We start from the raw sequence: 24,255 nt of genomic DNA, 5'->3' as shown, positions 1-24,255 counted from the left end.
TCAACCCTCCTTCGCAGGGGTTGGCGCGGATTGACCGCTGTCCTTCAGTGCTTTGGTCACTTCAGGCGGCATGTATTTCTCGTCGTGCTTGGCCAGCACTTCATCGGCGACCACGACGCCGTCGGCGTTGAGCTTGCCTAGTGCGACGATGCCCTGCCCTTCGCGGAACAGGTCCGGCAGGATTCCACGATAGGTGATGGTCACGGACTTGTTGAAGTCAGTGACCACGAATTTGACGTCCAGGGAGTCCGAGGAGCGTTGCAGCGAACCTTTCTCGACCATGCCGCCGGCGCGGATGCGGGTGTCCTGCGGCGCTTCGCCGTTGGCGATCTGGGTCGGGGTGTAAAACAGATTGATGTTCTGCTGCAGGGCGCTCAGGGCCAGGCCGACGGCAGCGCCGACCCCGACCAGAATCGCCAGAATGATGATAAGACGCTTTTTGCGCAGCGGATTCACTTGCCGTTCTCCCGGCGCAGACGACGCGCCTCTTGTTGCAGATACCGCTTGCGGGCCAGGACCGGCGCCGCCACGTTGAGGGCCAGCACCGCCAGGCAGATGCCGTAGGCCGACCAGACATACAGGCCGTGATGGCCCATGGCGAGGAAGTCGCCGAATGACGCGAAACTCATCGAGCGGCCTCCAGGCTGTTCTGCACTTCTTCTTTCACCCAACTGGCGCGGGCCTCGCGCTTGAGCACTTCAAGGCGCATGCGCAGCAACAGCACGGCGCCGAAGAAACAGTAGAAACCCAGCACCGTCAGCAGCAACGGCAGCCACATTTCGGCGGGCATCGCCGGTTTTTCGGTGAGGGTGAAAGTCGCGCCCTGGTGCAGGGTGTTCCACCACTCCACCGAGTATTTGATGATCGGGATGTTGATCACGCCGACGATGGCCAGCACCGCGCAGGCCTTGGCGGCGCTGTCGCGATTGCTGATGGCGTTGCCCAGGGCGATCACGCCGAAATACAGGAACAGCAGAATCAGCATCGAGGTCAGCCGCGCGTCCCAGACCCACCACGAACCCCAGGTCGGTTTGCCCCAGATCGCCCCGGTGACCAGCGCCACGGCGGTCATCCACGCGCCGATCGGTGCGGCGCATTGCAGGGCGACGTCGGCCAGTTTCATCTTCCACACCAGCCCGACCACACCGCACACCGCCAGCATCACGTAGATCGACTGAGCGAGCATCGCAGCGGGTACGTGGATGTAGATGATGCGAAAGCTGTTGCCTTGCTGATAGTCCGGCGGCGCGAAGGCCAGGCCCCAGACGACGCCAACGGTGATCAGCAACAACGCGGCAATGCTCAACCACGGCAACAGCCTGCTGCTGATGCCATAGAACCACTTGGGCGAGCCGAGCTTGTGAAACCAGGTCCAGTTCATACTGTTTCCATCACGGGTGCCGCTCATCGGTGTGAGCAGTCTCAGGGTCTTTGCTGGTTAAATTTTAACCAGACCTCATTATTCGCCGACGCTGATCTTCAGGCCAGCAGCTATTGCAAAGGGTGTCAGGGTTATCGCCAGGGCGGTCAGGCTGCCAAGCCACAACAGATAACCCATCGCCGGCATGCCTTGCAGTGCCGCCTGCAAGGCGCCACTGCCGAGGATCAACACCGGGATGTACAACGGCAGAATCAGCAGCGCCAGTAACAGGCCACCGCGTTTCAGACCGACCGTCAGCGCCGCGCCCACCGCGCCGAGCAAGCTCAGCACCGGTGTACCCAGCAACAACGAAAGCAGCAATACCGGCAGACACGCAGCCGGCAACCCGAGCATCAACGCCAGTAACGGCGAGAGCAAAACCAGTGCCAGCCCGGAAAAAAGCCAGTGTGCCAGCACCTTGGCCAATACCAGAAGTGGCAGGGGGTGCGGCGAAAGGACCCACTGTTCAAGGGATCCGTCTTCGAAATCACTGCGAAAAAGCCCGTCCAGCGAGAGCAGGACCGACAAGAGAGCCGCCACCCAGACTAACCCCGGGGACAAGTTTTGCAATACTTGAGTTTCCGGTCCGACGGCCAGCGGGAACAACGCGATGACGATGGCGAAGAAAATCAGCGGATTGGCCAGCTCCGCCGGGCGGCGGAACAGCAGTCGGGATTCACGGGCAACCAGCAGGCCGAACACACTCATACCGCCCAATTCCCCAGATCGATGTCGCGATAACCGGCCGGCATCCGGCTCAGCGTGTGGTGGGTGGTCAACACCACCAGACCGCCCTGCTCGCAGTGATTGGCCAGGTGTTCTTCGAGTTGCGCCACGCCCTGCTTGTCCAGCGCGGTGAACGGTTCATCGAGAATCCACAACGGCGGGCTGTCGAGGTAAAGGCGCGCCAACGCCACGCGGCGCTGCTGACCGGCGGACAGGCTATGGCAGGGAACATCTTCGAAACCGCGCAATCCAACCGCCGCCAGTGCCTGCCAGATCGCGTCGCGTTCGGCAGGTTGATGCAGGGCGCAGAGCCAGGCGAGGTTTTCTTCCGGGGTGAGCAGGTCCTTGATGCCGGCGGCATGGCCGATCCACAGCAGGTTGCGCGCCAGTTCGCTGCGTTGCTCGCTCAGCGGTTTGCCGTTGAGCAGCACCTGACCGTCGGTCGGTTGCATCAGGCCGGACAGCAAACGCAAGAGACTGGTCTTGCCGCTGCCGTTGGGACCGCTGATCTGCACCATATCGCCACTGGCCAGTCTCAATTCGAGATTTTCGAAGAGCAGCCTGAGATCGCGCTCACACGCGAGGCCAACGGTTTGCAGGACAGGACTGGTCAAGGGTTCACGGGCCTTATACGGTTCAAGTCGGCTCTGGGGCGGCCGTTAAAGAGTTGCAGCATAAATGCAATGACGGCTCAATCCAGAGAGCTGCGTCAAACAATTGCTATGTTTTTTGAACGAACGGAAAGACGGGCGGCATTATACATGGCGTCTCCCCCTCTCCCGAGCGCATTTTCCTCAGGTTGTGTCCGCGTATGACAGGCGAAATGAACATCCTCCCGCTCCCGCAACCCACTCCGGCGAACTCACGTTTGCAGGTCAGCGGCGAGCTGCTCAAGCTGTTGACGCCGATGGACGGGCTGATTGCCGCCGGCCAGAGCGCCAAGGCCGAGGTGTTGTCGCTCAAGCCTGCGGACCAGGCCTTTCAGGTGCTGCTCAAGGTCACCCTCGACAGCGGCCGTCAGACCACCGTGCAGGCGACCAGCCCCCTGCCGCTGCCGCAAGGCACCAACCTGGCCGTTACCCAGCCGTCGGCGGGCAATCTCGCGGTCACCGTGCAACAGGCCATCGCCACGGCTGTCGCCACCCTCACCCGCATCGACACCGCGCAATTGCCGGTCGGTACGTTGCTGCAAGGCAAAGTGCTGACGAATCAGGCCTTGCCGCAAGTGCCGGGGCAGCCGACGGTGTTCCGCTCGACGGTCAGCCTGCTCAACACGGTGTTGAGCGGCAGCACCCTGAGCCTCGACAGCCCGCAACCGTTGCGCATCGGCACACTGCTGTCGGCGCTGGTACAGGATTCACAGACCCTCAAGTTCCTGCCGCTGAGCAATCGCCAGGAACAATTGGCGGTCAGTCAGCAACTGGTCAGCCAGCAGAGCCGCCAGGGTTCGCTGGACGGTTTGCTGAAAATGCTCCAGAGCCTGCCGCCCGCCGACGATCAGACCTCCAGTGATCTGCGCGCCGCCGTGGACCGGCTGCTGGCCAATCTGCCGGACGTCGAGCAACTGACCACGCCCAAAGGCCTGGCCCAGGCACTGCTCAACAGTGGCGCGTTTCTTGAAGCCAAACTGTTGACCGGGCAAAACCCGACGCTGACCCCGGACATGAAAGCCGATCTGCTCAAGCTGATCGCGCAACTCACCCCCGGCCTGCCCGGCAATACCAACCTGAACGCCATCATCGCCGCCAACACACTGGCCCAGGCGATGCCGAGCTTCGTGCGCAATGCCCTCGGCATGCTCGGTCAGGTCAGCGCCAAACCGCTGCCTAGCAGCTTCCCGCTGCCGGACCGGCTGTTGCAAAGCCTGGAAGGTGAAGGTGATCTGGAACATCTGCTGCGCCTGGCGGCCGCCGCTGTCTCGCGCCTGCAAAGCCATCAGCTGTCGAGCCTGGAGCAGACCGGCGTGACCGACGACGGTCGACTGCTCAGCACCTGGCAGCTGGAAATCCCGATGCGCAATATGCAGGACATCGTGCCGTTGCAGGTCAAGTTCCAGCGCGAAGAAGCCCCGCAGGAAGAACAGAAGAATGACCGCCGAGACAGTGAGCGCGAAACCAAACAGCAGCTGTGGCGCGTTGATCTGGCCTTCGACATGGAACCGCTGGGGCCGATGCAGATTCAGGCGCAACTGATCAGTGGCAGCCTGTCGAGTCAGCTCTGGGCCGAACGTCCCTTTACCGCGAGCCTGATCGAAAACAACCTGAGCGCCCTGCGCCAGCGTCTGCTGGATTCGGGGCTCAACGTCGGCGATCTCGACTGCCACCTCGGCACCCCGCCGCAAGGCAACCAAACCCGTCTCGAACACCGCTGGGTCGACGAAACCGCATGAACGATTCCACTGCTCCACGCCAGGCCATCGCCCTCAAATACGACGGCAGCCACGCCCCGACCCTCACCGCCAAGGGCGACGAAGAGCTGGCCGAAGAAATCCTGCGGATCGCCCGCGACTATGAAGTGCCGATCTACGAGAACGCCGAGCTGGTGAAGTTGCTGGCGCGCATGGAACTGGGCGACAGCATTCCGCAGGAGCTGTACCTGACGATTGCCGAGATCATCGCGTTTGCCTGGAACCTCAAGGGCAAGTTCCCGGCTGGACAGGACCCGAATGCACCGATGGTCGAGAAGGACATCACCGAGCGCGGCGACGATTACTGAAGGCAAAAAAAATCGCAGTCATCGATGACTGCGATTTTTCGTTCTGGCTTGCCGCTTGAAGCGCTTAGCTGCTTCTGTGCAACTTGCGCATCAACTCCGCCTCAGCCTGGGTCAACCCGCAGGACTGCGTCAGCTCATCGACGCTCGCGCCCATCCCCACCAGTTTCGCCGCCTGGGCGAACGACAGGCTGGAAGGATCGCGCTGTTCGAGCTGGGCGAGCTTGTCCGGGATCGGACCGACGACCGCGCGCAGTTCGTGCAGGGCTTCGCCCATGCGCACGTTGCCGTTCTGGTAATCGTCGACACGCTTGGCCAGGTCCTTGATGCGCTGATCACGCAGCGCATCGCCCTGGGCCTGTTGCGCAGCGATCACGCGCTGCGCCTTGATGTACGCCAGAAACATCGCCAGCGTGCCTGCCCAGAACAGGAACAGGACAATGACCGCTACCTCGAGAATCAATCAGATATTCTCCAGTTCCGACCATTCTTCTTCGCTCATCATCTTGTCCAGCTCGACCAGGATCAGCAACTCGTTGTTCTTGTTGCACACGCCCTGGATGAACTTGGCCGACTCTTCGTTACCGACGTTCGGTGCGGTCTCGATTTCCGACTGACGCAGGTAAACCACTTCAGCGACGCTGTCGACCATGATGCCCACAACCTGCTTGTCGGCTTCGATGATGACGATACGGGTGTTGTCGCTGATCTCGCCGCTCATCAGGCCGAAGCGCTGACGGGTGTCGATCACGGTCACCACGTTGCCACGCAGGTTGATGATGCCCAGCACGTAGCTGGGTGCACCCGGAACCGGAGCGATTTCGGTGTAGCGCAGGACTTCCTGAACGCGCATCACGTTGATGCCGTAGGTTTCATTGTCCAGCTTGAAGGTTACCCATTGCAGGATCGGATCTTCGGAACCCTTTGCCGCCGTCGCCTTGTCGTTCATACCCTAGCCCCTCGAAATACCGCAATGGCGGTGTGTGTCTCGTGTGCCGGCAATGCATGCCGGCGTCTGTCTGTTATGTAAGCGTTATGTCGGTTTGTGGTTCGGCTTACTGCCGGACATGTGCTTTGCCCCACCGCTGGCGATCAACTCGGCCAGTGCGGAGACATCGAGCAAGGCGCACATGTGTTCAATCACCGTGCCCGCGAGCCATGGCCGCTGACCTCGGTGAGTCCTCCATTTGATTTCATGCGGATCCAGACGCAACGAGCGACTGACCTGATGCACCGCCAGCCCCCACTCGTAACCTTGTACCGAAATCACGTATTGCAGGCCCTGACGGAAGTCATCGCGATAGCGATCCGGCATGACCCAGCGTGCGGTGTCCAGCACCTTCAGGTTCCCCGCCTGGCTTGGCAGGATGCCGAGGAACCACTCCGGCTGACCGAACAGCGGCGTCAGCTCATGGCCGGCCAGCGAATAGATCGAGCCGAGGCACACCAGCGGCACCGCCAGGGTCAACCCGGCCACGTCGAACAACAGGCATTCGAACGCTTCCGAAGCCCAGGCCGGACGACCGTCGGTTTCTACCGGTGGCGGCGTATTGCTCGGTGGCAGATGCACTTCCACCAGCGGCGCAACCAATGCTGGCTCGACAACCTGCTCGACCGGCGCAGCGACTGGCACCGGCGCTGGCACCTCGACCGGAACAGGCTCGGGTTGCGCTTGCAGAAGCTGGGTTTGCAGCAGCGGCGCGAGGGTCGACACCACACGCACCGGCTCGGGTTCCTTGATCAGCGGTGCGGGAGCCTTGGCCACTACAGCGGCAGGCGCTGCAACCGGGGCAGCAGGCCTGGCGGCTTTCTGCGCATCGCGGGCCTGTTCTTCAAGCACCGCGGCCTGGAACTCATCGAGCTCGGCGGTGCTTTCAACCACCTCGACCGGTGCTTCGATTTCCTGCGGGATCTCTTCCGTCACATCCTCCAGCAAGCTGTCCAGATAGGACTGCAAAGCCAGTTGCGGACGCGAAGTCAGTTTGATCGGCCGATTCATGCTCAGGCCACCTGCGGAACGAGTTGTTGCGCCAGCAGATGCTTGAGCAGCGCGCGGTAGGCCAGCACGCCACGGCTCTTGCCGTCGAATTGCGAAGGCGTGACACCGGCACGGCTGGCGTCGCGCAGACGCGTATCGACCGGGATATAACCCTGCCAGATCTCCTCGGGGAATTTGTCGCGCAGCACGCGCAAGGTGCCCATCGACGCCTGGGTGCGGCGGTCGAACAGAGTCGGCACGATGCTGAACGGCAGCGCCTGTTTGCGCGAGCGGTTGATCATCGCCAGGGTGTTGACCATGCGCTCCAGGCCTTTGACGGCCAGGTGTTCGGTCTGCACCGGGATCACCAGTTGCTGGCTCGCGGCCAGGGCGTTGACCATCAGCACGCCGAGCAACGGCGGGCTGTCGATGATTGCGTAATCGAAGTCCTGCCACAGCTGCGCCAGACTCTTGGCGATCACCAGGCCGAGGCCACTCTGCCCCGGCGACTGACGCTCGAGGGTGGCCAGCGCGGTGCTCGACGGCAGCAGGGAAATGCGTTCATCGCTGGTCGACAGCAGCAACTGGCCCGGCAGGCCTTGCGGAACACTGCCCTTGTGCAGGAACAGGTCGTAGTTGCTGTGTTCCAGGCTGTCGGGGTCGTAACCGAAATAGCTGGTCATCGAGCCGTGCGGGTCGAGATCGACCACGACCACGCGTTTGCCCGCCTCTGCCAGCAAACCGGCTAAAGCGATGGAAGAAGTGGTTTTACCAACACCACCCTTTTGATTGGCGACTGCCCAGACTCTCATTCGGATTGTTCCTCCCGGCCGAGATGCTCGGCCGAGACATGGCTCAGCGTATTAATGCGGGCGACGGAGAATTGACGGCACTCTCGCGTCCCGGCGTCTTGACCGGGGTCGGTGCAGTTTGTGTGCCAGCACGCTTCAACGCGGCATCCGGTTGCGCATTCGCGGTTCCGGTGCCTGTGAGGCTGCGACGAACATCGAGATTGCGCGACACCACCAGCACCACGCGACGGTTCTTCGCCCGGCCTTCGGCCGTGGCGTTGTTGGCCACCGGCTGGAATTCGCCATAGCCCACCGAGGCCAGACGGCCAGGGTTGACGCCCTGCATCGCCAGCATCCGCACGATGCTCGCCGAACGCGCCGAGGACAGTTCCCAGTTGGTCGGGTACTGCGCGGTGCGGATCGGTTGATCGTCGGTGAAGCCTTCGACGTGGATCGGGTTGTCGAACGGTTTGAGGATCGCTGCAACCTTGTCGATGATGTTGAACGCGATGTCGCTCGGCATCGCATCACCGCTGCCGAACAACAGGCTGGAGTTGAGTTCGATCTCGACCCACAGCTCGTTGCCGCGCACGGTCATCTGGTTCGAGGAGATCAGGTCGCCGAACGCCGCGCTGATATCGTCGGCGATGCTTTTCAGCGGATCGCTGGCACCGGCAATGCCGGCATCGACCTGCTCAGCGTCCTTGACCAGCGGCTTGGCCGGGGTCACGGTCTTCGGTCGCTCGTCGCCGATCGGGATCGGCTTGAGCGAGCGGTCGGAGTCGGTGAAGACCCCGATCAGCGCTTCGGAGATGACCTTGTACTTGCCTTCGTTGATCGACGAGATGGAGTACATCACCACGAAAAAAGCGAACAGCAAGGTGATGAAGTCGGCATAGGAAACCAGCCAGCGTTCATGGTTTACATGCTCTTCATGTTGGCGACGACGTGCCATGAGGTTAGTCCCTTAATCCATGAAGCCCTGAAGCTTCAACTCGATGGAGCGTGGGTTTTCACCTTCGGCGATCGACAAAATGCCTTCCAACAACATTTCGCGATAACGCGACTGCCGCAACGCGATTGACTTCAATTTGGCTGCCACCGGCAGCAGGATCAGGTTGGCACTGGCCACACCGTAGATGGTGGCAACGAACGCCACGGCGATGCCGCTGCCCAGTTGCGTCGGATCGGCCAGGTTGCCCATCACGTGGATCAGGCCCATCACCGCACCGATGATACCGATGGTCGGCGCGTAGCCGCCCATGCTTTCAAAGACCTTGGCGGCCTCGATGTCGCGGGCTTCCTGGGTGTAGAAATCCACTTCGAGGATGCTGCGGATCGCTTCCGGCTCGGCGCCGTCGACCAGCAGTTGCAGGCCTTTGCGCGAGTAGGCATCAGGCTCGGCATCCGCCACGCCTTCCAGACCCAGCAGGCCTTCCTTGCGGGCGGTGAGGCTCCAGTTGACCACGCGGTCGATGCCGCCGGCCAGATCCACACGCGGCGGGAAAAAGATCCAGGCGAGGATCTGCATGGCGCGCTTGAACGCGCTCATCGGAGATTGCAGCAGCGCGGCACCGATGGTGCCGCCCAGCACGATCAGCGCTGCCGGGCCGTTGGCCAGCGCACCGAGGTGGCCGCCTTCAAGGTAGTTGCCGCCGATGATGGCGACAAACGCCATGATGATCCCGATAAGGCTTAGAACATCCATCAGATACACGCCTCGACGATGTGCTTGCCGATATCGTCCAGGCCGTACACCGCATCCGCGAGGTCAGCTTTGACGATCGCCATCGGCATGCCGTAGATCACGCAACTGGCTTCATCCTGAGCCCAGACCGTGCTGCCGCCCTGCTTGAGCAGACGTGCGCCTTCGCGGCCGTCGGCGCCCATGCCGGTCAACACGACCGCCAGAACTTTGTCGTTGTAGGACTTCGCCGCGGAACCGAAAGTGATGTCCACGCAAGGCTTGTAGTTCAGACGCTCGTCGCCCGGCAGGATTTTCACCGCGCCACGGCCGTCGATCATCATCTGCTTGCCACCGGGTGCCAGCAGCGCCAGGCCCGGACGCAGGATGTCGCCATCCTCGGCTTCCTTGACGCTGATGCGGCAGAGCTTGTCCAGACGCTCGGCGAACGCCTTGGTGAAGGCTGCCGGCATGTGCTGGATCAGCACGATCGGCGCCGGGAAGTTGGCCGGCAACTGGGTCAGAACCCGTTGCAGGGCAACCGGTCCGCCAGTCGACGTGCCGATAGCCACCAGTTTGTAGGCTTTGCGTTTCGGCGCTGCCGACGAAGTGCTGGCCGCCGGAGCGCGAGCCGGTGCAGGCGCAGGTGCCGGACGAGCCGGAGCACTGTGGCTGCCAAAGCTCGACGGCGCCGCTGCCGGAGTCGGCGCAGGCGCAGCGGCAGGCGCCGGCGCACTGTAGGCACTGAAACGACGGTTACTGCGCGAGATGCTGTGCACCTTCTCGCACAGCAGTTGCTTGACCTTCTCCGGATTGCGGGAGATGTCTTCAAAATTCTTCGGCAGGAAATCCACCGCGCCGGCATCCAGCGCATCCAGGGTTACCCGGGCGCCTTCATGGGTCAGCGAGGAGAACATCAACACCGGGGTCGGGCAGCGCTGCATGATGTGCCGCACGGCCGTGATGCCATCCATCATCGGCATCTCGTAGTCCATGGTGATCACGTCCGGCTTGAGGGCCAGGGCCTGATCGATCGCCTCTTTACCGTTGGTTGCCGTACCGACAACCTGGATGCTCGGATCCGCTGAAAGAATTTCCGAGACGCGGCGGCGGAAAAAACCCGAATCGTCCACCACCAGGACTTTGACTGCCATAAACACTCCATTAGGTGCAGCGGGACGTTGTCGCCCCGCTGCCCCGGATTCAAATACGCCGTGCGGCGTAACGCTTGAGCATGCTTGGAACATCGAGAATCAGCGCAATGCGGCCGTCACCGGTAATGGTGGCGCCGGACATGCCCGGGGTTCCCTGCAGCATTTTGCCCAATGGCTTGATGACTACTTCTTCCTGGCCGACCAGTTGATCGACGACGAAGCCGATCCGCTGAGTGCCCACCGAAAGGATCACCACATGGCCTTCACGCTGCTCTTCGTGAGCCGCGGAGCTGACCAGCCAGCGCTTGAGGTAGAACAATGGCAGCGCCTTGTCCCGCACGATCACCACTTCCTGGCCGTCCACCACGTTGGTGGTCGACAGGTCGAGGTGGAAGATTTCGTTGACGTTCACCAGCGGGAACGCGAACGCCTGGTTGCCGAGCATCACCATCAGGGTCGGCATGATCGCGAGCGTCAGCGGCACCTTGATGACGATTTTCGAGCCGGCGCCCTTGGTCGAGTAGATGTTGATCGAACCGTTGAGCTGGGAAATCTTGGTCTTCACCACGTCCATGCCGACACCACGGCCGGACACGTCGGAGATCTCGGTCTTGGTCGAGAAACCCGGGGCGAAAATCAGGTTGTAGCACTCGGTGTCGCTCAGGCGATCGGCGGCATCCTTGTCCATCACACCGCGTTTCACGGCGATGGCGCGCAGGACGTTCGGGTCCATGCCTTTGCCGTCGTCAGAGATCGACAGCAGGATATGGTCGCCTTCCTGCTCGGCCGCCAGGATCACCTTGCCGCCACGGGCCTTGCCCGAGGCTTCGCGCTCTTCCGGCGACTCGATGCCGTGGTCGACCGCGTTGCGCACCAAGTGGACCAGCGGGTCGGCCAGTGCCTCGACGAGGTTCTTGTCGAGGTCGGTCTCTTCGCCCACCAGTTCCAGGTTGATCTCTTTCTTGAGCTGACGCGCCAGATCGCGAACCAGACGCGGGAAGCGGCCGAAGACTTTCTTGATCGGCTGCATCCGGGTCTTCATTACCGCAGTCTGCAAGTCGGCGGTAACCACGTCGAGGTTCGACACGGCCTTCTGCATCGATTCGTCGCCGCTGTTCAGGCCCAGGCGCACCAGACGGTTACGCACCAGTACCAGCTCGCCGACCATGTTCATGATTTCGTCGAGACGTGCGGTGTCCACACGAACGGTGGTTTCGGCTTCGCTCGCCGGTTTTTCCGGTGGCGGAGTCGCCGGCGCACGGGCCGGAGCCGGTGCAGCAGCGGCGGCTGGCTTGGCCGGTTCGGCTTTAGGCTCAGGCGCTTTTGCAGCAGGTTTTGCCGCAGCGGCCGGGGCCTTGGCGGCAGGCGCTGCAACAGCAGAAGCATTGCCGGCCGTCACGACGGCACCGGTGGCGACGTCAGTGAACTTGCCTTTGCCATGCAGATCGTCGAGCAGCGATTCGAACTCGTGATCGCTGATCAGATCGCTACCGGCCGCAGCCGCTGCCGGAGCAGCCGATGCAGGCACCGACGCAATCGCCGATTCCAGCGCATCGACGGCAAAGTTGCCCTTGCCGTGCAACTGATCGAGCAAGGCTTCGAATTCGTCGTCGGTGATGTCCGAGCTGTCGCCCACCGCCGGAGCAGAAGGTGCAGCGGCTGTCGGTGCCACGGCGTCGGCCGCGAACTGGCCCTTGCCGTGCAACTGGTCGAGCAGCGACTCGAATTCGGCGTCGGTGATTTCATCGCTGGCCGCTTCATCGGAAGCAGGCGCAGCGGCAGCCGCCGGGGCTTCGGCTTCGGCCTTGACGGCGTTCAGCGAGTCCAGCAACTGTTCAAATTCGTTATCGGTGATATCGCCCGAATCGCCTTCGACGACCAGTTCTTCGATCATCTCGGCAACAGGCGAAGCCGGGGCTTCATCCGCCGATTGCGGTTCAGCCAGACGCGCCAGGGCGGCCAGCAGTTCCGGGGTTGCGGCAGTAATCGGGCTGCGATCGCGGACTTCGCTGAACATGCTGTTCACCGCGTCCAGCGCTTCGAGCACCACGTCCATCAGTTCTGCATCTACGCGACGTTCACCCTTGCGCAGGATGTCGAACACGTTTTCGGCGATGTGACAGCACTCCACCAGCTCATTGAGCTGAAGGAAGCCGGCGCCCCCTTTTACAGTGTGGAAACCGCGAAAAATTGCGTTGAGCAGATCTGCGTCATCCGGACGGCTTTCCAGCTCGACCAGTTGTTCGGACAGTTGCTCAAGAATCTCGCCGGCCTCAACCAGGAAATCCTGAAGGATCTCTTCATCGGCGCCGAAGCTCATTAATGGGGTGCTCCTACAGGTCTAAAAACCCAAAAAAACTCAAAATCCAAGGCTGGATAGCAAATCGTCCACATCGTCCTGACCGGACACAACGTCTTCTCGTTTATCGGCATGAATCTGCGGACCTTCACCCTGCGAGAGATGTTTTTGTGGATCTTTTTCAGCGAGCATTGCCGCACGGTCATGTTCGATGCCCGCAAAGCGGTCCACCTGACTGGCCATGAGCACGAGTTTGAGCAGATTGCTTTCGACTTCGGTGACCAACTGGGTCACGCGCTTGATCACCTGACCTGTGAGGTCCTGGTAATCCTGGGCCAGCAGAATGTCGTTGAGGTTGCTCGACACCGCGCGGTTGTCCGCGCTGCTGCGTGCCAGAAAACCGTCGACCCGACGCGCCAGCTCGCGGAACTCTTCAGCCCCGACTTCACGGCGCATGAAACGTCCCCAGTCGGCACTCAATGCCTGGGCTTCGTCAGCCAGGCCATTGACCACCGGCGTGGCGCTTTCCACCAGGTCCATGGTGCGGTTGGCTGCCGCTTCGGTCAGCTTGACCACATAGCCCAGACGCTCGGTCGCATCAGTGATCTGCGACACTTCCTCGGCCTGCGGCATATGCGGGTCGATCTGGAAGTTGACGATTGCACTGTGCAGTTCGCGCGTGAGCTTGCCCACTTCCTGGTACAGGCCACGGTCACGGGTCTGATTGAGCTCATGGATCAGTTGCACAGCGTCGCCGAACCTGCCTTTTTCAAGGCTTTCGACCAGTTCGACCGCGTGTTTTTTCAGAGTCGACTCGAAGTCGCCCTGTGAAGATTCGTTATGCTCCATAGCTCCCCCGCGCGTCATCAGCCGATGCGTTCGAAAATCTTCTCGATTTTTTCTTTCAGCGCCTGAGCCGTGAAAGGTTTGACCACGTAGCCGTTAACGCCGGCCTGGGCCGCTTCGATGATCTGCTCGCGCTTGGCTTCAGCAGTCACCATCAGCACTGGCAGGTGCTTGAGTTTTTCATCGGCGCGCACGTGACGCAGCAGGTCGATACCGGTCATGCCAGGCATGTTCCAGTCGGTCACCAGAAAGTCGATGCTGCCGCTGTTGAGCACCGGAATGGCAGTGGTGCCATCGTCGGCTTCAACGGTGTTGGTGAACCCAAGGTCACGCAACAGGTTCTTGATGATCCGCCGCATCGTTGAGAAGTCATCAACGATGAGGATTTTCATGTCTTTGTTCAATTCGACCTCCAAGCAGTCTTAAACGCGCCCAGCACCTGGACGCGCCATTTCAATCAATCCGGCAAAGCACTCGATGACTGTCTGGAGCACAACAGAGCAAGACCGGTGCCGTTCACCACCGCACCAGCCTCGTTCGCAGCGTCCCCACACTGCCTTCAGCGCGCTCGCCACTCCCCCAAACGCCCCCGCAAGCGGGCCGCGCACTGGCTGTGTAACTGGCTGACCCGCGATTCACTGACGCCAAGGACTTCACCGATTTCCTTGAGGTTCAGCTCTTCGTCGTAGTACAGCGCCAACACCAGTCGCTCACGCTCCGGCAAATTGGCAATCGCGTCCGCCAACGCAGCCTGGAAGCGCTCATCTTCCAGATCGCGCGACGGCTCAAGATGAGCACTTGCGCCATCCTCGTGCAGCCCTTCGTGTTCGCCGTCCTGCAACAGGTCGTCGAAACTGAACAGTCGGCTGCCCAGGGTGTCGTTCAAAATCCCGTAGTAATCGTCGAGACTCAATTGGAGTTCGGCCGCAACCTCGTGATCTTTAGCGTCACGGCCGGTTTTAGCTTCAATCGAGCGAATCGCGTCGCTGACCATACGGGTGTTGCGGTGAACCGAGCGCGGTGCCCAGTCCCCCTTGCGTACTTCATCGAGCATGGCGCCGCGGATCCGGATGCCCGCGTACGTTTCGAAACTGGCGCCTTTGCTGGCGTCGTATTTGGTCGAGACTTCGAGCAGGCCGATCATTCCGGCCTGGATCAGGTCTTCGACCTGCACACTGGCCGGCAATCGCGCCAGCAAGTGGTAAGCAATGCGTTTGACCAGTGGCGCGTAACGCTCGATCAGCTCGTACTGCGCGTCACGTGCCGACTTCTTGTAGAAATTCATACCGCTGGCGGTCATAGCACAGGTCCTGCCGTTTGCTGCACGAGGCGCTCGACGAAAAATTCGAGGTGGCCGCGCGGATTGGCGGGCAGCGGCCAGGTGTCGACCTTTTGCGCGATCGCCTTGAACGCCAGTGCGCACTTGGAACGCGGGAAGGCTTCATAGACCGCACGCTGCTTCTGCACCGCCTTGCGCACGCTTTCGTCGTAAGGCACCGCACCGACGTATTGTAGGGCGACGTCGAGGAAGCGATCCGTGACCTTGGTCAACTTGGCGAACAGATTGCGACCTTCCTGCGGGCTCTGGGCCATGTTGGCCAGGACGCGGAAGCGGTTCATGCCGTAATCGCGGTTCAGCAGTTTGATCAGGGCGTAGGCGTCGGTGATCGAGGTCGGCTCGTCGCAGACCACCAGCAACACTTCTTGCGCTGCGCGAACGAAACTGACTACCGAGTCACCAATACCCGCAGCGGTGTCGATCACCAGTACGTCGAGATTGTCGCCGATGTCGCTGAACGCCTGAATCAGACCGGCATGCTGGGCCGGGCTCAGGTGAACCATGCTCTGGGTGCCGGAAGCGGCCGGCACGATGCGAATCCCGCCGGGGCCTTGCAACAGCACGTCGCGCAGCTCGCAGCGGCCCTCGATCACATCGGCCAGGGTACGTTTGGGCGTGAGGCCCAGCAGAACGTCGACGTTCGCCAGACCCAGGTCGGCGTCCAGCAGCATGACCCGACGGCCAAGCTCTGCCAGCGCCAGGGACAAGTTCACTGACACGTTAGTCTTGCCGACGCCACCTTTGCCGCCGGTCACCGCGATCACCTGTACGGGATGCATGCTGCCCATGTTATTTCTTTACCTTGTCTTGCATAGACGGAGGCCACATTACTGGCTGCGCGTTCACAACCGGAACAATGCATGGCAGACCATCGATGTAGGTACAAAAACTGTTCATTACCTCAGCCAACCTGCTTGGTGGGACTGTGGTAGATATCAGCGAACATGTCAGCCATGGCTTCTTCGCTGGGTTCTTCCTGCATTTGCACACTGACGGCGCGGCTGACCAATTGATGACGGCGCGGCAGATGCAGATCATCCGGAATCCGTGGGCCGTCGGTCAGGTAGGCGACCGGCAGTTCATGACTGATCGCCAGGCTCAGCACTTCGCCAAGGCTGGCCGTCTCATCCAGTTTAGTCAGGATGCACCCGGCGAGCCCGCAACGCTTGTAACTGTGATAAGCGGCGGTTAGAACCTGTTTCTGGCTGGTGGTTGCCAGTACCAGATAATTTTTCGACCGAATGCCACGACCGGCCAGGCTTTCCAGCTGCATGCGCAGTGCCGGATCGCTGGCCTGCAGGCCGGCGGTATCGATCAGCACCACGCGTTTGCGCAGCAGTGGATCCAGCGCCTGCACCAGGGACTGGCCCGGGTCGACGTGGGTCACCGACACATTGAGGATCCGGCCCAGGGTTTTCAACTGTTCCTGAGCACCGATGCGGAAGCTGTCCATGCTCACCAGCGCAATGTTCTGCGCGCCGTACTTGAGCACGTAACGGGCGGCCAGTTTGGCCAGGGTGGTGGTCTTGCCCATGCCGGCAGGACCGACCATGGCAATGATCCCGCCCTCTTCCAGCGGCTCGACTTCCGGCGTGGCGATCATCCGCGCCAGGTGCGCCAGCAACATGCGCCAGGCCTGACGAGGTTCTTCGATATCGCTGGTCAGCGCCAGCAGGTCGCGGGACAACGGGCCGGACAAGCCGATGCGTTGCAGACGACGATAAAGGTTCGCCTGAGCCGGACGGCTGCCTTGCAGCTGATTCCAGGCCAGAGTGCCGAGTTGCACTTCCATCAGCTCGCGCAGGCTGTTGAGTTCGAAACGCATCGAATCCAGCGCACGCGGATCAACGCCAGCGGCAGCCGGTGCAGGCGCAGGTGCCGGACGCGCCGGAGCAGCGTAAGTCGGTTCTGTCAGAGGCTCGGCAGCCGTCAGCGGCAGGCCGGCGGTCAATGGCAGACCGGAGAACAACTGGCGATTGGTGTTGCCGTCGGCTTCACCACGCATGCTCAGTTCGGCCTGGGCGGTGACGATGCGCGACTGGGTCTTGCGCAGCTCGTCTTCGAGTTCCATGTTCGGAACCCGCGGCGCCAGCGCCGACAGTTTGTAATCCAGCGCCGCCGTCAGCTCGACGCCGCCGGCAATGCGGCGGTTGCCAATGATGGCGGCATCAGCGCCCAGCTCATCACGAACCAGCTTCATGGCCTGACGCATATCGGCGGCGAAAAAACGCTTAACTTGCATAAACCACTACCTCAGCCGTTGGGCCCTACTGTCGCAACGATGGTCACTTGCTTGTTGTCCGGAATTTCCTGGTAGGCCAGCACATGCAGTCCAGGGACTGCCAGGCGGCCAAAGCGCGAGAGCATCGCGCGAACCGGGCCTGCTACCAACAGGATCACCGGCTGACCTTGCATTTCCTGACGCTGCGCCGCTTCGATGAGCGAACGCTGCAGCTTCTCGGCCATGCTTGGCTCCAGCAGAACGCCCTCTTCCGAGCCTTGTCCTGCCTTCTGCAGACTATTGAGCAATATTTGTTCCAACCTTGGCTCCAGCGTGATAACTGGCAGCTCCGACTCAGTCCCTACAATGCTTTGGACGATGGCGCGAGAAACGCCGACCCGCACAGCGGCCACCAAAGCGGCGGTATCTTGACTCTTGGCGGCATTGTTGGCGATGGCTTCGGCAATGCTGCGGATGTCGCGCACCGGCACGTGTTCGGCCAGCAGTGCTTGCAGCACCTTGAGCAGTTGCGACAGCGACACCACACCCGGCACCAGCTCTTCCGCCAGTTTTGGCGAGCTCTTGGCCAGCAATTGCATGAGTTGCTGCACTTCTTCGTGGCCGATCAGCTCACTGGAGTGCTTGTACAGAATCTGGTTCAAGTGCGTGGCGACCACGGTACTGGCGTCCACCACGGTGTAACCGAGCGATTGTGCCTGAGCACGCTGGCTGACTTCGATCCACACCGCCTCCAGGCCGAAAGCCGGATCTTTGGCGGTAATACCATTGAGCGTGCCGTAGACCTGCCCCGGGTTGATCGCCAGTTCGCGATCCGGGTAGATCTCGGCTTCGGCCAGGATCACGCCCATCAGGGTCAGGCGATAGGCACTCGGCGCCAGGTCGAGGTTGTCGCGGATGTGCACGGTCGGCATCAGGAAGCCCAGATCCTGCGAGAGCTTCTTGCGCACGCCCTTGATCCGCGCCAGCAATTGCCCGCCCTGGTTGCGGTCCACCAGCGGAATCAGGCGATAACCGACTTCCAGGCCGATCATGTCGATTGGCGTCACGTCGTCCCAGCCCAGCTCCTTGGTTTCCATGGCGCGGGCCGGCGAAGGCAGCAGCTCCTGCTGACGCTGAACCTCTTGCAGCGCCTGCACCTTGGCGACGTTCTGCTTTTTCCAGAACAGGTACGCGCCACCAGCCGCCAGGGCCGCCATGCTCAGGAAGGAGAAGTGCGGCATGCCCGGCACCAGGCCCATGACCGCCATCAGACCGGCCGCCACCGCCAGCGCTTTCGGCGAGGCGAACATCTGGCGATTGATCTGCTTGCCCATGTCTTCCGAACCGGAAGCACGGGTCACCATGATTGCTGCCGCTGTAGATAACAACAGTGATGGCAATTGCGCCACTAAACCGTCACCGATGGTCAGCAGGGCGTAAACCTTGCCGGCGTCGGCGAAGGTCATGTTGTGCTGGAAGATACCGACGGCCATGCCGCCGATCAGGTTGATGAACAGAATCAGCAGGCCGGCGATGGCGTCACCACGGACGAACTTGCTGGCACCGTCCATAGAACCGTAGAACTCAGCCTCTTGGGCGACTTCGGAACGGCGGGCCTTGGCCTGGTTCTGGTCGATCAGACCGGCGTTGAGGTCGGCGTCGATTGCCATTTGTTTGCCGGGCATCGCGTCGAGGGTGAAACGCGCGCTCACCTCGGAAATCCGCCCGGCACCCTTGGTGACCACGACGAAGTTGATGATCATCAAAATCGCGAAGACCACGATACCGACCACGTAGTTACCGCCGATCACCACCTCACCGAAGGCCTGGATCACCTTACCGGCAGCGGCGTGGCCGTCCTGACCGTGGAGCATCACCACTCGCGTCGACGCCACGTTCAACGCCAGTCGCAACAGCGTCGCCACCAGCAGGATCGTCGGGAACACCGCAAAATCCAGCGGCCGCAACGCGTACACGCAGACCAGCAGCACGACGATCGACAGGGCAATGTTGAAGGTGAAGAACACGTCGAGCAGGAACGGCGGCACCGGCAACATCATCATCGCCAGCATGACCAGCAGCAACAGCGGCACACCCAGATTGCCCCGACTGAGATCGGCAATGTTCGAGCGAGCACTGTTGATTAACTGAGAGCGATCCACCGGTTTTCCCCGTTCCTTTAAAGCAAACTTTTGACGCCCAGAGCGGGCGCACGGCGGCTACTGCAAGAAGCCTTCCAACTTTTGCCGATGATTGAAACAGAGGGGTTTGAGCGTGGTTTTTCTGCTGGGCGGGATGGTGCCTTCGCAAGAAGTCAGCAAAAAGTGCCTTTTAAACTCTGGTGTTTAAAAGACACCTTCAGACACGCCTTACAGGCTACGAATCCTTGCGCCGTTGCCTACAGCTACGCCAGAATCCGCCGGCTTGTGCGCTTTGAGGTCGGGTTCTATTGTGGGTCGGTCGCTGACGAATCAGCGATCGGGTTTAGCGACTCGCTCAGATTAAAGGTGCACCAGCGTTCCAGGCTTCGTTGCGGATCTGTTTGTCTGCAATTTCGTTATGGTGGCTGTATGCGGGAGACCCTCGTGGTCTACCCGGGTGCCTTTGACCGGTTCGCTAACCCGCGTACAGCCGCCACCCTTCCTGTTTAGCGACTGGATTTGGCGGCTCCACCACAAAGGAGCTTCACCATGATCAAACCAACACCCAATCCACCCGAAACCGACCCCGCCTCGCCCTACGAATCCCTCGACTCCAGAAAGCTTCACGAAGCCGCCGACCGCGCCCTCGATCACTATCTCTGCCCGCCCGGCTCCACGCCACCACCGCGCAAAACCCGCCGAATGTTTGCCGTTACCGCGGACTTCAAAAACGAAGAGCTGCTGGTCGAGCTCTGCGAAACCCTCGCTTCCGCCAGAACCATCGCCAATGACTTCGCCCACCTCATGCCCGCCGCGCAGCGCAGGACGCTGACGGGCATCGGGCAACTGATCATGCTCGGGGAGCTGGCAGCGAATCGGGTACTGAATAATCTGGAACTACCGCAGTCGCAGACCTCCGTGTAAAGGCTTGAGAAAGGCGTCGTGGCGGCCTCAAAGCCAACGCATGTCATCAGGCATAAAAAAACCGCCACCGGGTTCAACCGGAGGCGGTTTTTTTGCTTCATCACCATCAGGAATCGCGCCGCAGATCCGGCGGGATCGGCAGATCGTCCTTGAGCGGTTCCGGGAACTTGCCCTTGCCCGCACGGTGCTGGCGGATCTGGTAGACGTAGGCCAGTACCTGAGCGACCGCCAGATACAGGCCACCAGGGATCTCTTCTTCCAGCTCGGTGGAGTAATAGATCGAACGCGCCAGCCCCGGCGATTCGAGCAGCATGACGTTGTTGGCCACGGCGATTTCGCGGATTTTCAGCGCCAGGAAGTCGCTGCCCTTGGCCAGCAGCATCGGCGCCCCGCCCTTCTCCGAGTCGTATTTGAGCGCCACGGCGTAGTGCGTCGGGTTGGTGATGACCACGTCGGCATCGGGGATCGCCGCCATCATCCGGCGCTGCGACATCTCGCGCTGGACCTGACGAATCCGCTGTTTGACCTCCGGCCGGCCTTCCTGGTCCTTGTGCTCGTCGCGCACTTCCTGCTTGGTCATCTTGAGCTTTTTAATGCTCTCCCAGAGCTGCACCGGGACGTCGACGGCCGCGATGATGATCAAACCGCACGCCATCCACAAAGTGCTCCAGCCCACCAGTTGCAGACTGTGAATGATCGCCCGGTCCAGCGGTTCGTGGGCAATGCGCAACAAGTCGTCGACATCCCCGGACAACACCACCAGCGCCACCGCCAGAATGATCAGGAACTTGGCCAGCGCCTTGAGCAGTTCGATCACCGACTTCATGGAAAACATGCGCTTGAGACCCGCGCCTGGGTTCATCCGACTGAACTTGGGCGCCAGGGAACCCGCAGCAAACAACCAGCCGCCGAGGGCGATCGGCCCGAGAAACGCCGCCAGCAGCAAGGTGATCATGATCGGCTGGATCGCCACCAGTGCGATCACCCCGGAATTCATCAGGAACTTGCCCATGGAGCTCTGATCCATGATCACTTCGCGCGACAGCGTGAAGTTCAGGCGCATCAGCTCCATCAAGTCCTGCGCCAACATCCCGCCGAACACCAGCAGCGCACCGGAACCGGCGAGCATGATCGCCAAGGTGTTGAGTTCCTTGGAGCGCGCAATCTCGCCTTTTTCCCGGGAGTCCTTCTTGCGCTTCTCCGTGGGGTCTTCTGTTTTATCCTGACCGCTCTCGCTCTCTGCCATGACTCAGCGCGCCTGTGCCAGTTCGCGTAGCAACTGCAAGGCCTCGACGGCCAGCGGCTGATACTGATTGAGAATGTCCGCCAGCCCGACCCAGACAATGAACAAGCCGAGCACGAGGGTCAGCGGGAAGCCGATCGAGAAAATGTTCAGCTGTGGCGCCGCCCGGGTCATCACACCGAATGCAATGTTGACCACCAGCAGCGCAGTGACAGCCGGCAGCACCAGCATCAATGCCGCGCCAAGCACCCAGCCGAGCTTGCCGGCCAGCTCCCAGTAATGCGCGGTCATCAGGCCTGCGCCGACCGGCAGCGTGGTGAAGCTTTCAGTCAGCACCTCAAAGACTACAAGGTGACCGTTCATGCCGAGGAACAGCAACGTCACCAGCATGGTGAAGAACTGCCCGATCACCGCCACCGACACGCCGTTGGTAGGGTCGATCATCGAGGCGAAGCCCATGCCCATCTGGATCGCAACGATCTGCCCCGCGACCACGAAGGCCTGGAAGAACAGCTGCAAGGAGAAGCCCAACACGGCGCCAACCAGGATCTGCTCGGCAATCAACAGCAGACCGCTCAGATCCAGCGGACTGACGGCCGGCATCGGCGGCAGGCTCGGCGCGATCACCACGGTGATCGCAAGGGCGAGGTAAAGACGGACACGTTTGGGAACCAGCGTGGTGCCGAACACCGGCATCACCATCAGCATCGAGCCGATGCGAAACAGCGGCAGCATGAACGTCGCCACCCAGGTGCTGATCTGCGTGTCGGTCAACTGAAGCAGCGACTGCATGACTCAGCCGATGACCAGCGGAATGTTTTTGTACAGCTGGATGATGTATTCCATGAAGGTCTGGATGATCCACGGACCGCCGACAATCAGGGTCACCAGCATCACCAGCAGACGCGGCAGAAAGCTCAGGGTCTGTTCGTTGATCTGCGTGGCGGCCTGGAACATCGACACCAGCAGGCCCACCAGCAGACTCGGGATCACCAGAATCGCGACCATCATCGTGGTCAGCCACAAGGCTTCGCGAAAAATGTCGACCGCTACTTCTGGCGTCATGGCGATACACCTCCGAAACTGCTGGCCAGGGTGCCGATGATCAGCGCCCACCCATCCACCAGCACGAACAGCATGATCTTGAACGGCAGGGAAATGATCAGCGGCGACAGCATCATCATACCCATCGCCATCAGCACACTCGCCACGACCAGGTCGATGATGAGGAACGGAATGAAGATCATGAAGCCGATCTGGAACGCGGTTTTCAGTTCAGACGTGACGAAGGCCGGCACCAGAATGGTCAGCGGTGCCTGATCAGGCGTCGCGATATCGGTGCGCTTGGACAGGCGCATGAACAGCTCGAGATCGCTGGAGCGCGTCTGCGCGAGCATGAAATCCTTGATCGGCACCTGAGCCTTTTCCACCGCTTGCTGGGCGGTGAGTTTCTCCGCCAGATACGGTTGCAGGGCGTCGTTGTTCACCCGGTCGAACACCGGCGCCATGATGAACATGGTCAGGAACAGCGCCATGCCGGTGAGGATCTGGTTCGACGGCGTCTGTTGCAGACCGAGGGCCTGACGCAGGATCGAGAAGACGATAATGATCCGGGTGAAACTGGTCATCAGAATGACGGCGGCCGGAATAAAGCTCAGCGCCGTCATGATCAACAGGATCTGCAGGCTGACCGAATACTCCTGCGCACCGTTGGCGTTGGTGCCCAAGGTGATCGCCGGGATCGACAACGGATCGGCGGCGAACGCCAGTGGCGCGGCCAACATCAAGGCCAGGGTCAAGACGATGCGCAACGCACCCATTACTTCGTATCCTTCTGATCCTTGCCGAGGATCTTCAACAGATGCTGGGCAAATTCCGGAGTCGCTTTTTCGGAGGTCGCCGGGACGTCCACCGGTTCCTTGAGTACGTGCAGTGCGGTGATCGTGCCGGGGCTGAGACCCAGCAGGATCTGCTCCTTGCCGACCTGCACCAGCATCAGTCGGTCACGCGGACCGAGCGCGCGGGAACCGATCAGCTCGATCACCTGGCCCTTGCCCGCAGGGCCTGCCTGCTGCACCCGGCGCAATAGCCAGGCGAGGAAGAAGATCAACCCCAGCACCAGCAACAGGCCGAACACCAGCTGCGTCAATTGACCGGCGACACCGCTGTTGACCGCAGGCGTCACCGCCGCAGCGGTGGCAGCCGCCGGCTCGGCGGCCATCACGACTGATGGCAGCGCCAGCGCCGAGGCCAGCAAAGAACCCAGAACCTTTTTCACTCAGCGCAGCTTCTTGATGCGTTCGCTTGGGCTGATCACGTCGGTCAGGCGGATGCCGAACTTTTCGTTGACCACAACCACTTCACCGTGAGCGATGAGGGTACCGTTGACCAGCACGTCCAGCGGCTCACCGGCCAGACGATCGAGCTCGATCACCGAACCCTGGTTGAGTTGCAGCAGGTTGCGGATGTTGATGTCGGTGCTGCCCACTTCCATCGAGATCGACACCGGGATGTCGAGGATCACGTCCAGGTTCGGACCGTCGAGGGTCACCGGATCGTTGTTCTTCGGCACGCTGCCGAACTCTTCCATCGGCAGACGGTTGGAGCTGGAAACACCAGCGTCGGCGGCCAGCAGCGCGTCGATGTCGGCCTGCCCGGCTTCACCGGTTTCTTCCAGGGCAGCAGCCCACTCGTCGGCCAGTGCCTGATCGTCCTGGGCGTTCATATCGTCGTTCATCATTTGTCCTCGGCGGGCAACAATTCAGTTAAATGCGAAA

General features: G+C 61.2%; 28 protein-coding genes. 3 read left to right on the top strand and 25 right to left on the bottom strand.

All coding sequences use genetic code 11. The annotated features are described in order from the left end of the window. The 5 genes from ccmE to ccmA form a co-directional block, all read right to left on the bottom strand. Positions 1-456, bottom strand: coding sequence for a cytochrome c maturation protein CcmE (ccmE, locus tag IF199_RS08235; RefSeq protein ID WP_096822151.1), 456 nt, complete (start codon positions 454-456; stop codon positions 1-3). Beyond that, positions 453-629, bottom strand: coding sequence for a heme exporter protein CcmD (gene ccmD / locus IF199_RS08230; protein ID WP_192560104.1), 177 nt, complete (start codon positions 627-629; stop codon positions 453-455). The genes ccmE and ccmD overlap by 4 nt, the downstream gene beginning before the upstream one ends. Further along, on the bottom strand, positions 626-1,381 hold the full coding sequence (locus IF199_RS08225) for a heme ABC transporter permease (protein ID WP_096822152.1): 756 nt from the start codon (positions 1,379-1,381) through the stop codon (positions 626-628). Before IF199_RS08225 ends, ccmD begins: the two co-directional genes overlap by 4 nt. A gap of 78 nt (positions 1,382-1,459) precedes the next feature. After that, on the bottom strand, positions 1,460-2,128 hold the full coding sequence (gene ccmB, locus IF199_RS08220; protein WP_096822153.1) for a heme exporter protein CcmB: 669 nt from the start codon (positions 2,126-2,128) through the stop codon (positions 1,460-1,462). Further along, on the bottom strand, positions 2,125-2,760 hold the full coding sequence (gene ccmA / locus IF199_RS08215) for a cytochrome c biogenesis heme-transporting ATPase CcmA (RefSeq protein WP_096822154.1): 636 nt from the start codon (positions 2,758-2,760) through the stop codon (positions 2,125-2,127). The genes ccmB and ccmA overlap by 4 nt, the downstream gene beginning before the upstream one ends. Positions 2,761-2,957: 197 nt before the next feature. Here ccmA and fliK point away from each other — a divergent pair, with 197 nt between their 5' ends. Continuing rightward, the gene (fliK, locus tag IF199_RS08210; RefSeq protein ID WP_192560103.1) at positions 2,958-4,535 is read left to right on the top strand and encodes a flagellar hook-length control protein FliK; all 1,578 of its coding nucleotides are present in this window, start codon (positions 2,958-2,960) and stop codon (positions 4,533-4,535) included. Further along, a complete protein-coding gene (locus IF199_RS08205; RefSeq protein WP_192560102.1) occupies positions 4,532-4,861 on the top strand; it encodes an EscU/YscU/HrcU family type III secretion system export apparatus switch protein in 330 nt (109 codons plus the stop codon). Before fliK ends, IF199_RS08205 begins: the two co-directional genes overlap by 4 nt. 64 nt (positions 4,862-4,925) lie before the next feature. Here IF199_RS08205 and IF199_RS08200 read toward each other — a convergent pair whose 3' ends face one another. The 14 genes from IF199_RS08200 to flhA form a co-directional block, all read right to left on the bottom strand. Beyond that, complete coding sequence (locus IF199_RS08200) at positions 4,926-5,321, bottom strand: DUF2802 domain-containing protein (protein WP_102620347.1); 396 nt, start codon at positions 5,319-5,321, stop codon at positions 4,926-4,928. Next, the gene (locus IF199_RS08195; protein ID WP_007959223.1) at positions 5,322-5,807 is read right to left on the bottom strand and encodes a chemotaxis protein CheW; all 486 of its coding nucleotides are present in this window, start codon (positions 5,805-5,807) and stop codon (positions 5,322-5,324) included. It abuts the gene before it with no gap. A gap of 84 nt (positions 5,808-5,891) precedes the next feature. Then, positions 5,892-6,857, bottom strand: a complete 966-nt coding sequence (locus tag IF199_RS08190) for a CheW domain-containing protein (protein ID WP_192560101.1) — start codon at positions 6,855-6,857, stop codon at positions 5,892-5,894. A 2-nt stretch (positions 6,858-6,859) separates the two neighbouring features. Further along, positions 6,860-7,648 (bottom strand): ParA family protein, encoded by a 789-nt coding sequence (locus IF199_RS08185; RefSeq protein ID WP_085710493.1) that lies wholly within the window; start codon positions 7,646-7,648, stop codon positions 6,860-6,862. A gap of 43 nt (positions 7,649-7,691) precedes the next feature. After that, positions 7,692-8,582 (bottom strand): flagellar motor protein MotD, encoded by an 891-nt coding sequence (gene motD, locus IF199_RS08180; protein WP_096822160.1) that lies wholly within the window; start codon positions 8,580-8,582, stop codon positions 7,692-7,694. A gap of 12 nt (positions 8,583-8,594) precedes the next feature. Further along, positions 8,595-9,335: a flagellar motor protein gene (locus tag IF199_RS08175; protein ID WP_096822161.1), complete on the bottom strand. Its 741-nt coding sequence runs from the start codon at positions 9,333-9,335 to the stop codon at positions 8,595-8,597. Next, positions 9,335-10,465 (bottom strand): protein-glutamate methylesterase/protein-glutamine glutaminase, encoded by a 1,131-nt coding sequence (locus IF199_RS08170; RefSeq protein WP_192560100.1) that lies wholly within the window; start codon positions 10,463-10,465, stop codon positions 9,335-9,337. The genes IF199_RS08175 and IF199_RS08170 overlap by 1 nt, the downstream gene beginning before the upstream one ends. A gap of 49 nt (positions 10,466-10,514) precedes the next feature. Next, positions 10,515-12,785: a chemotaxis protein CheA gene (locus IF199_RS08165; protein WP_192560099.1), complete on the bottom strand. Its 2,271-nt coding sequence runs from the start codon at positions 12,783-12,785 to the stop codon at positions 10,515-10,517. A 39-nt stretch (positions 12,786-12,824) separates the two neighbouring features. Continuing rightward, positions 12,825-13,613: a protein phosphatase CheZ gene (locus tag IF199_RS08160; RefSeq protein WP_096822164.1), complete on the bottom strand. Its 789-nt coding sequence runs from the start codon at positions 13,611-13,613 to the stop codon at positions 12,825-12,827. A 17-nt stretch (positions 13,614-13,630) separates the two neighbouring features. Next, positions 13,631-14,002 carry a chemotaxis response regulator CheY gene (locus IF199_RS08155; RefSeq protein WP_003183998.1) on the bottom strand — a complete coding sequence of 124 codons (372 nt, stop codon included), beginning with the start codon at positions 14,000-14,002 and terminating at the stop codon, positions 13,631-13,633. A 167-nt stretch (positions 14,003-14,169) separates the two neighbouring features. Further along, positions 14,170-14,910, bottom strand: a complete 741-nt coding sequence (gene fliA / locus IF199_RS08150) for an RNA polymerase sigma factor FliA (protein WP_011333070.1) — start codon at positions 14,908-14,910, stop codon at positions 14,170-14,172. After that, positions 14,907-15,737: a flagellar synthesis regulator FleN gene (fleN, locus tag IF199_RS08145; RefSeq protein ID WP_003222917.1), complete on the bottom strand. Its 831-nt coding sequence runs from the start codon at positions 15,735-15,737 to the stop codon at positions 14,907-14,909. Before fleN ends, fliA begins: the two co-directional genes overlap by 4 nt. A 113-nt stretch (positions 15,738-15,850) precedes the next feature. Continuing rightward, positions 15,851-17,191 (bottom strand): flagellar biosynthesis GTPase FlhF, encoded by a 1,341-nt coding sequence (flhF, locus tag IF199_RS08140; RefSeq protein ID WP_096822165.1) that lies wholly within the window; start codon positions 17,189-17,191, stop codon positions 15,851-15,853. A gap of 11 nt (positions 17,192-17,202) precedes the next feature. Next, the gene (gene flhA, locus IF199_RS08135) at positions 17,203-19,332 is read right to left on the bottom strand and encodes a flagellar biosynthesis protein FlhA (protein WP_096822166.1); all 2,130 of its coding nucleotides are present in this window, start codon (positions 19,330-19,332) and stop codon (positions 17,203-17,205) included. A 528-nt stretch (positions 19,333-19,860) separates the two neighbouring features. Between flhA and IF199_RS08130 the strand changes: the two genes are divergently transcribed. Further along, positions 19,861-20,235: a DUF6124 family protein gene (locus IF199_RS08130; protein ID WP_192560098.1), complete on the top strand. Its 375-nt coding sequence runs from the start codon at positions 19,861-19,863 to the stop codon at positions 20,233-20,235. A 106-nt stretch (positions 20,236-20,341) separates the two neighbouring features. Here IF199_RS08130 and flhB read toward each other — a convergent pair whose 3' ends face one another. From flhB to fliN, 6 genes are read right to left on the bottom strand one after another with little or no spacing between them, the layout of a single operon-like run. Then, complete coding sequence (flhB, locus tag IF199_RS08125; protein WP_192560097.1) at positions 20,342-21,481, bottom strand: flagellar biosynthesis protein FlhB; 1,140 nt, start codon at positions 21,479-21,481, stop codon at positions 20,342-20,344. Positions 21,482-21,484: 3 nt separating this feature from the next. Then, on the bottom strand, positions 21,485-22,270 hold the full coding sequence (fliR, locus tag IF199_RS08120) for a flagellar biosynthetic protein FliR (RefSeq protein ID WP_096822169.1): 786 nt from the start codon (positions 22,268-22,270) through the stop codon (positions 21,485-21,487). A gap of 3 nt (positions 22,271-22,273) precedes the next feature. Continuing rightward, complete coding sequence (fliQ, locus tag IF199_RS08115) at positions 22,274-22,543, bottom strand: flagellar biosynthesis protein FliQ (RefSeq protein ID WP_096822170.1); 270 nt, start codon at positions 22,541-22,543, stop codon at positions 22,274-22,276. Continuing rightward, complete coding sequence (gene fliP / locus IF199_RS08110) at positions 22,540-23,298, bottom strand: flagellar type III secretion system pore protein FliP (protein WP_096822171.1); 759 nt, start codon at positions 23,296-23,298, stop codon at positions 22,540-22,542. The genes fliQ and fliP overlap by 4 nt, the downstream gene beginning before the upstream one ends. Then, a complete protein-coding gene (fliO, locus tag IF199_RS08105) occupies positions 23,298-23,756 on the bottom strand; it encodes a flagellar biosynthetic protein FliO (protein WP_192560096.1) in 459 nt (152 codons plus the stop codon). Before fliO ends, fliP begins: the two co-directional genes overlap by 1 nt. Further along, positions 23,757-24,215, bottom strand: coding sequence for a flagellar motor switch protein FliN (fliN, locus tag IF199_RS08100; protein ID WP_096822173.1), 459 nt, complete (start codon positions 24,213-24,215; stop codon positions 23,757-23,759). Positions 24,216-24,255 lie beyond the last annotated feature (40 nt).

The organism is Pseudomonas allokribbensis, from assembly GCF_014863605.1.
Lineage (GTDB): Bacteria > Pseudomonadota > Gammaproteobacteria > Pseudomonadales > Pseudomonadaceae > Aquipseudomonas > Aquipseudomonas allokribbensis.
This window is presented reverse-complemented; position numbering and strand designations above follow the sequence as displayed.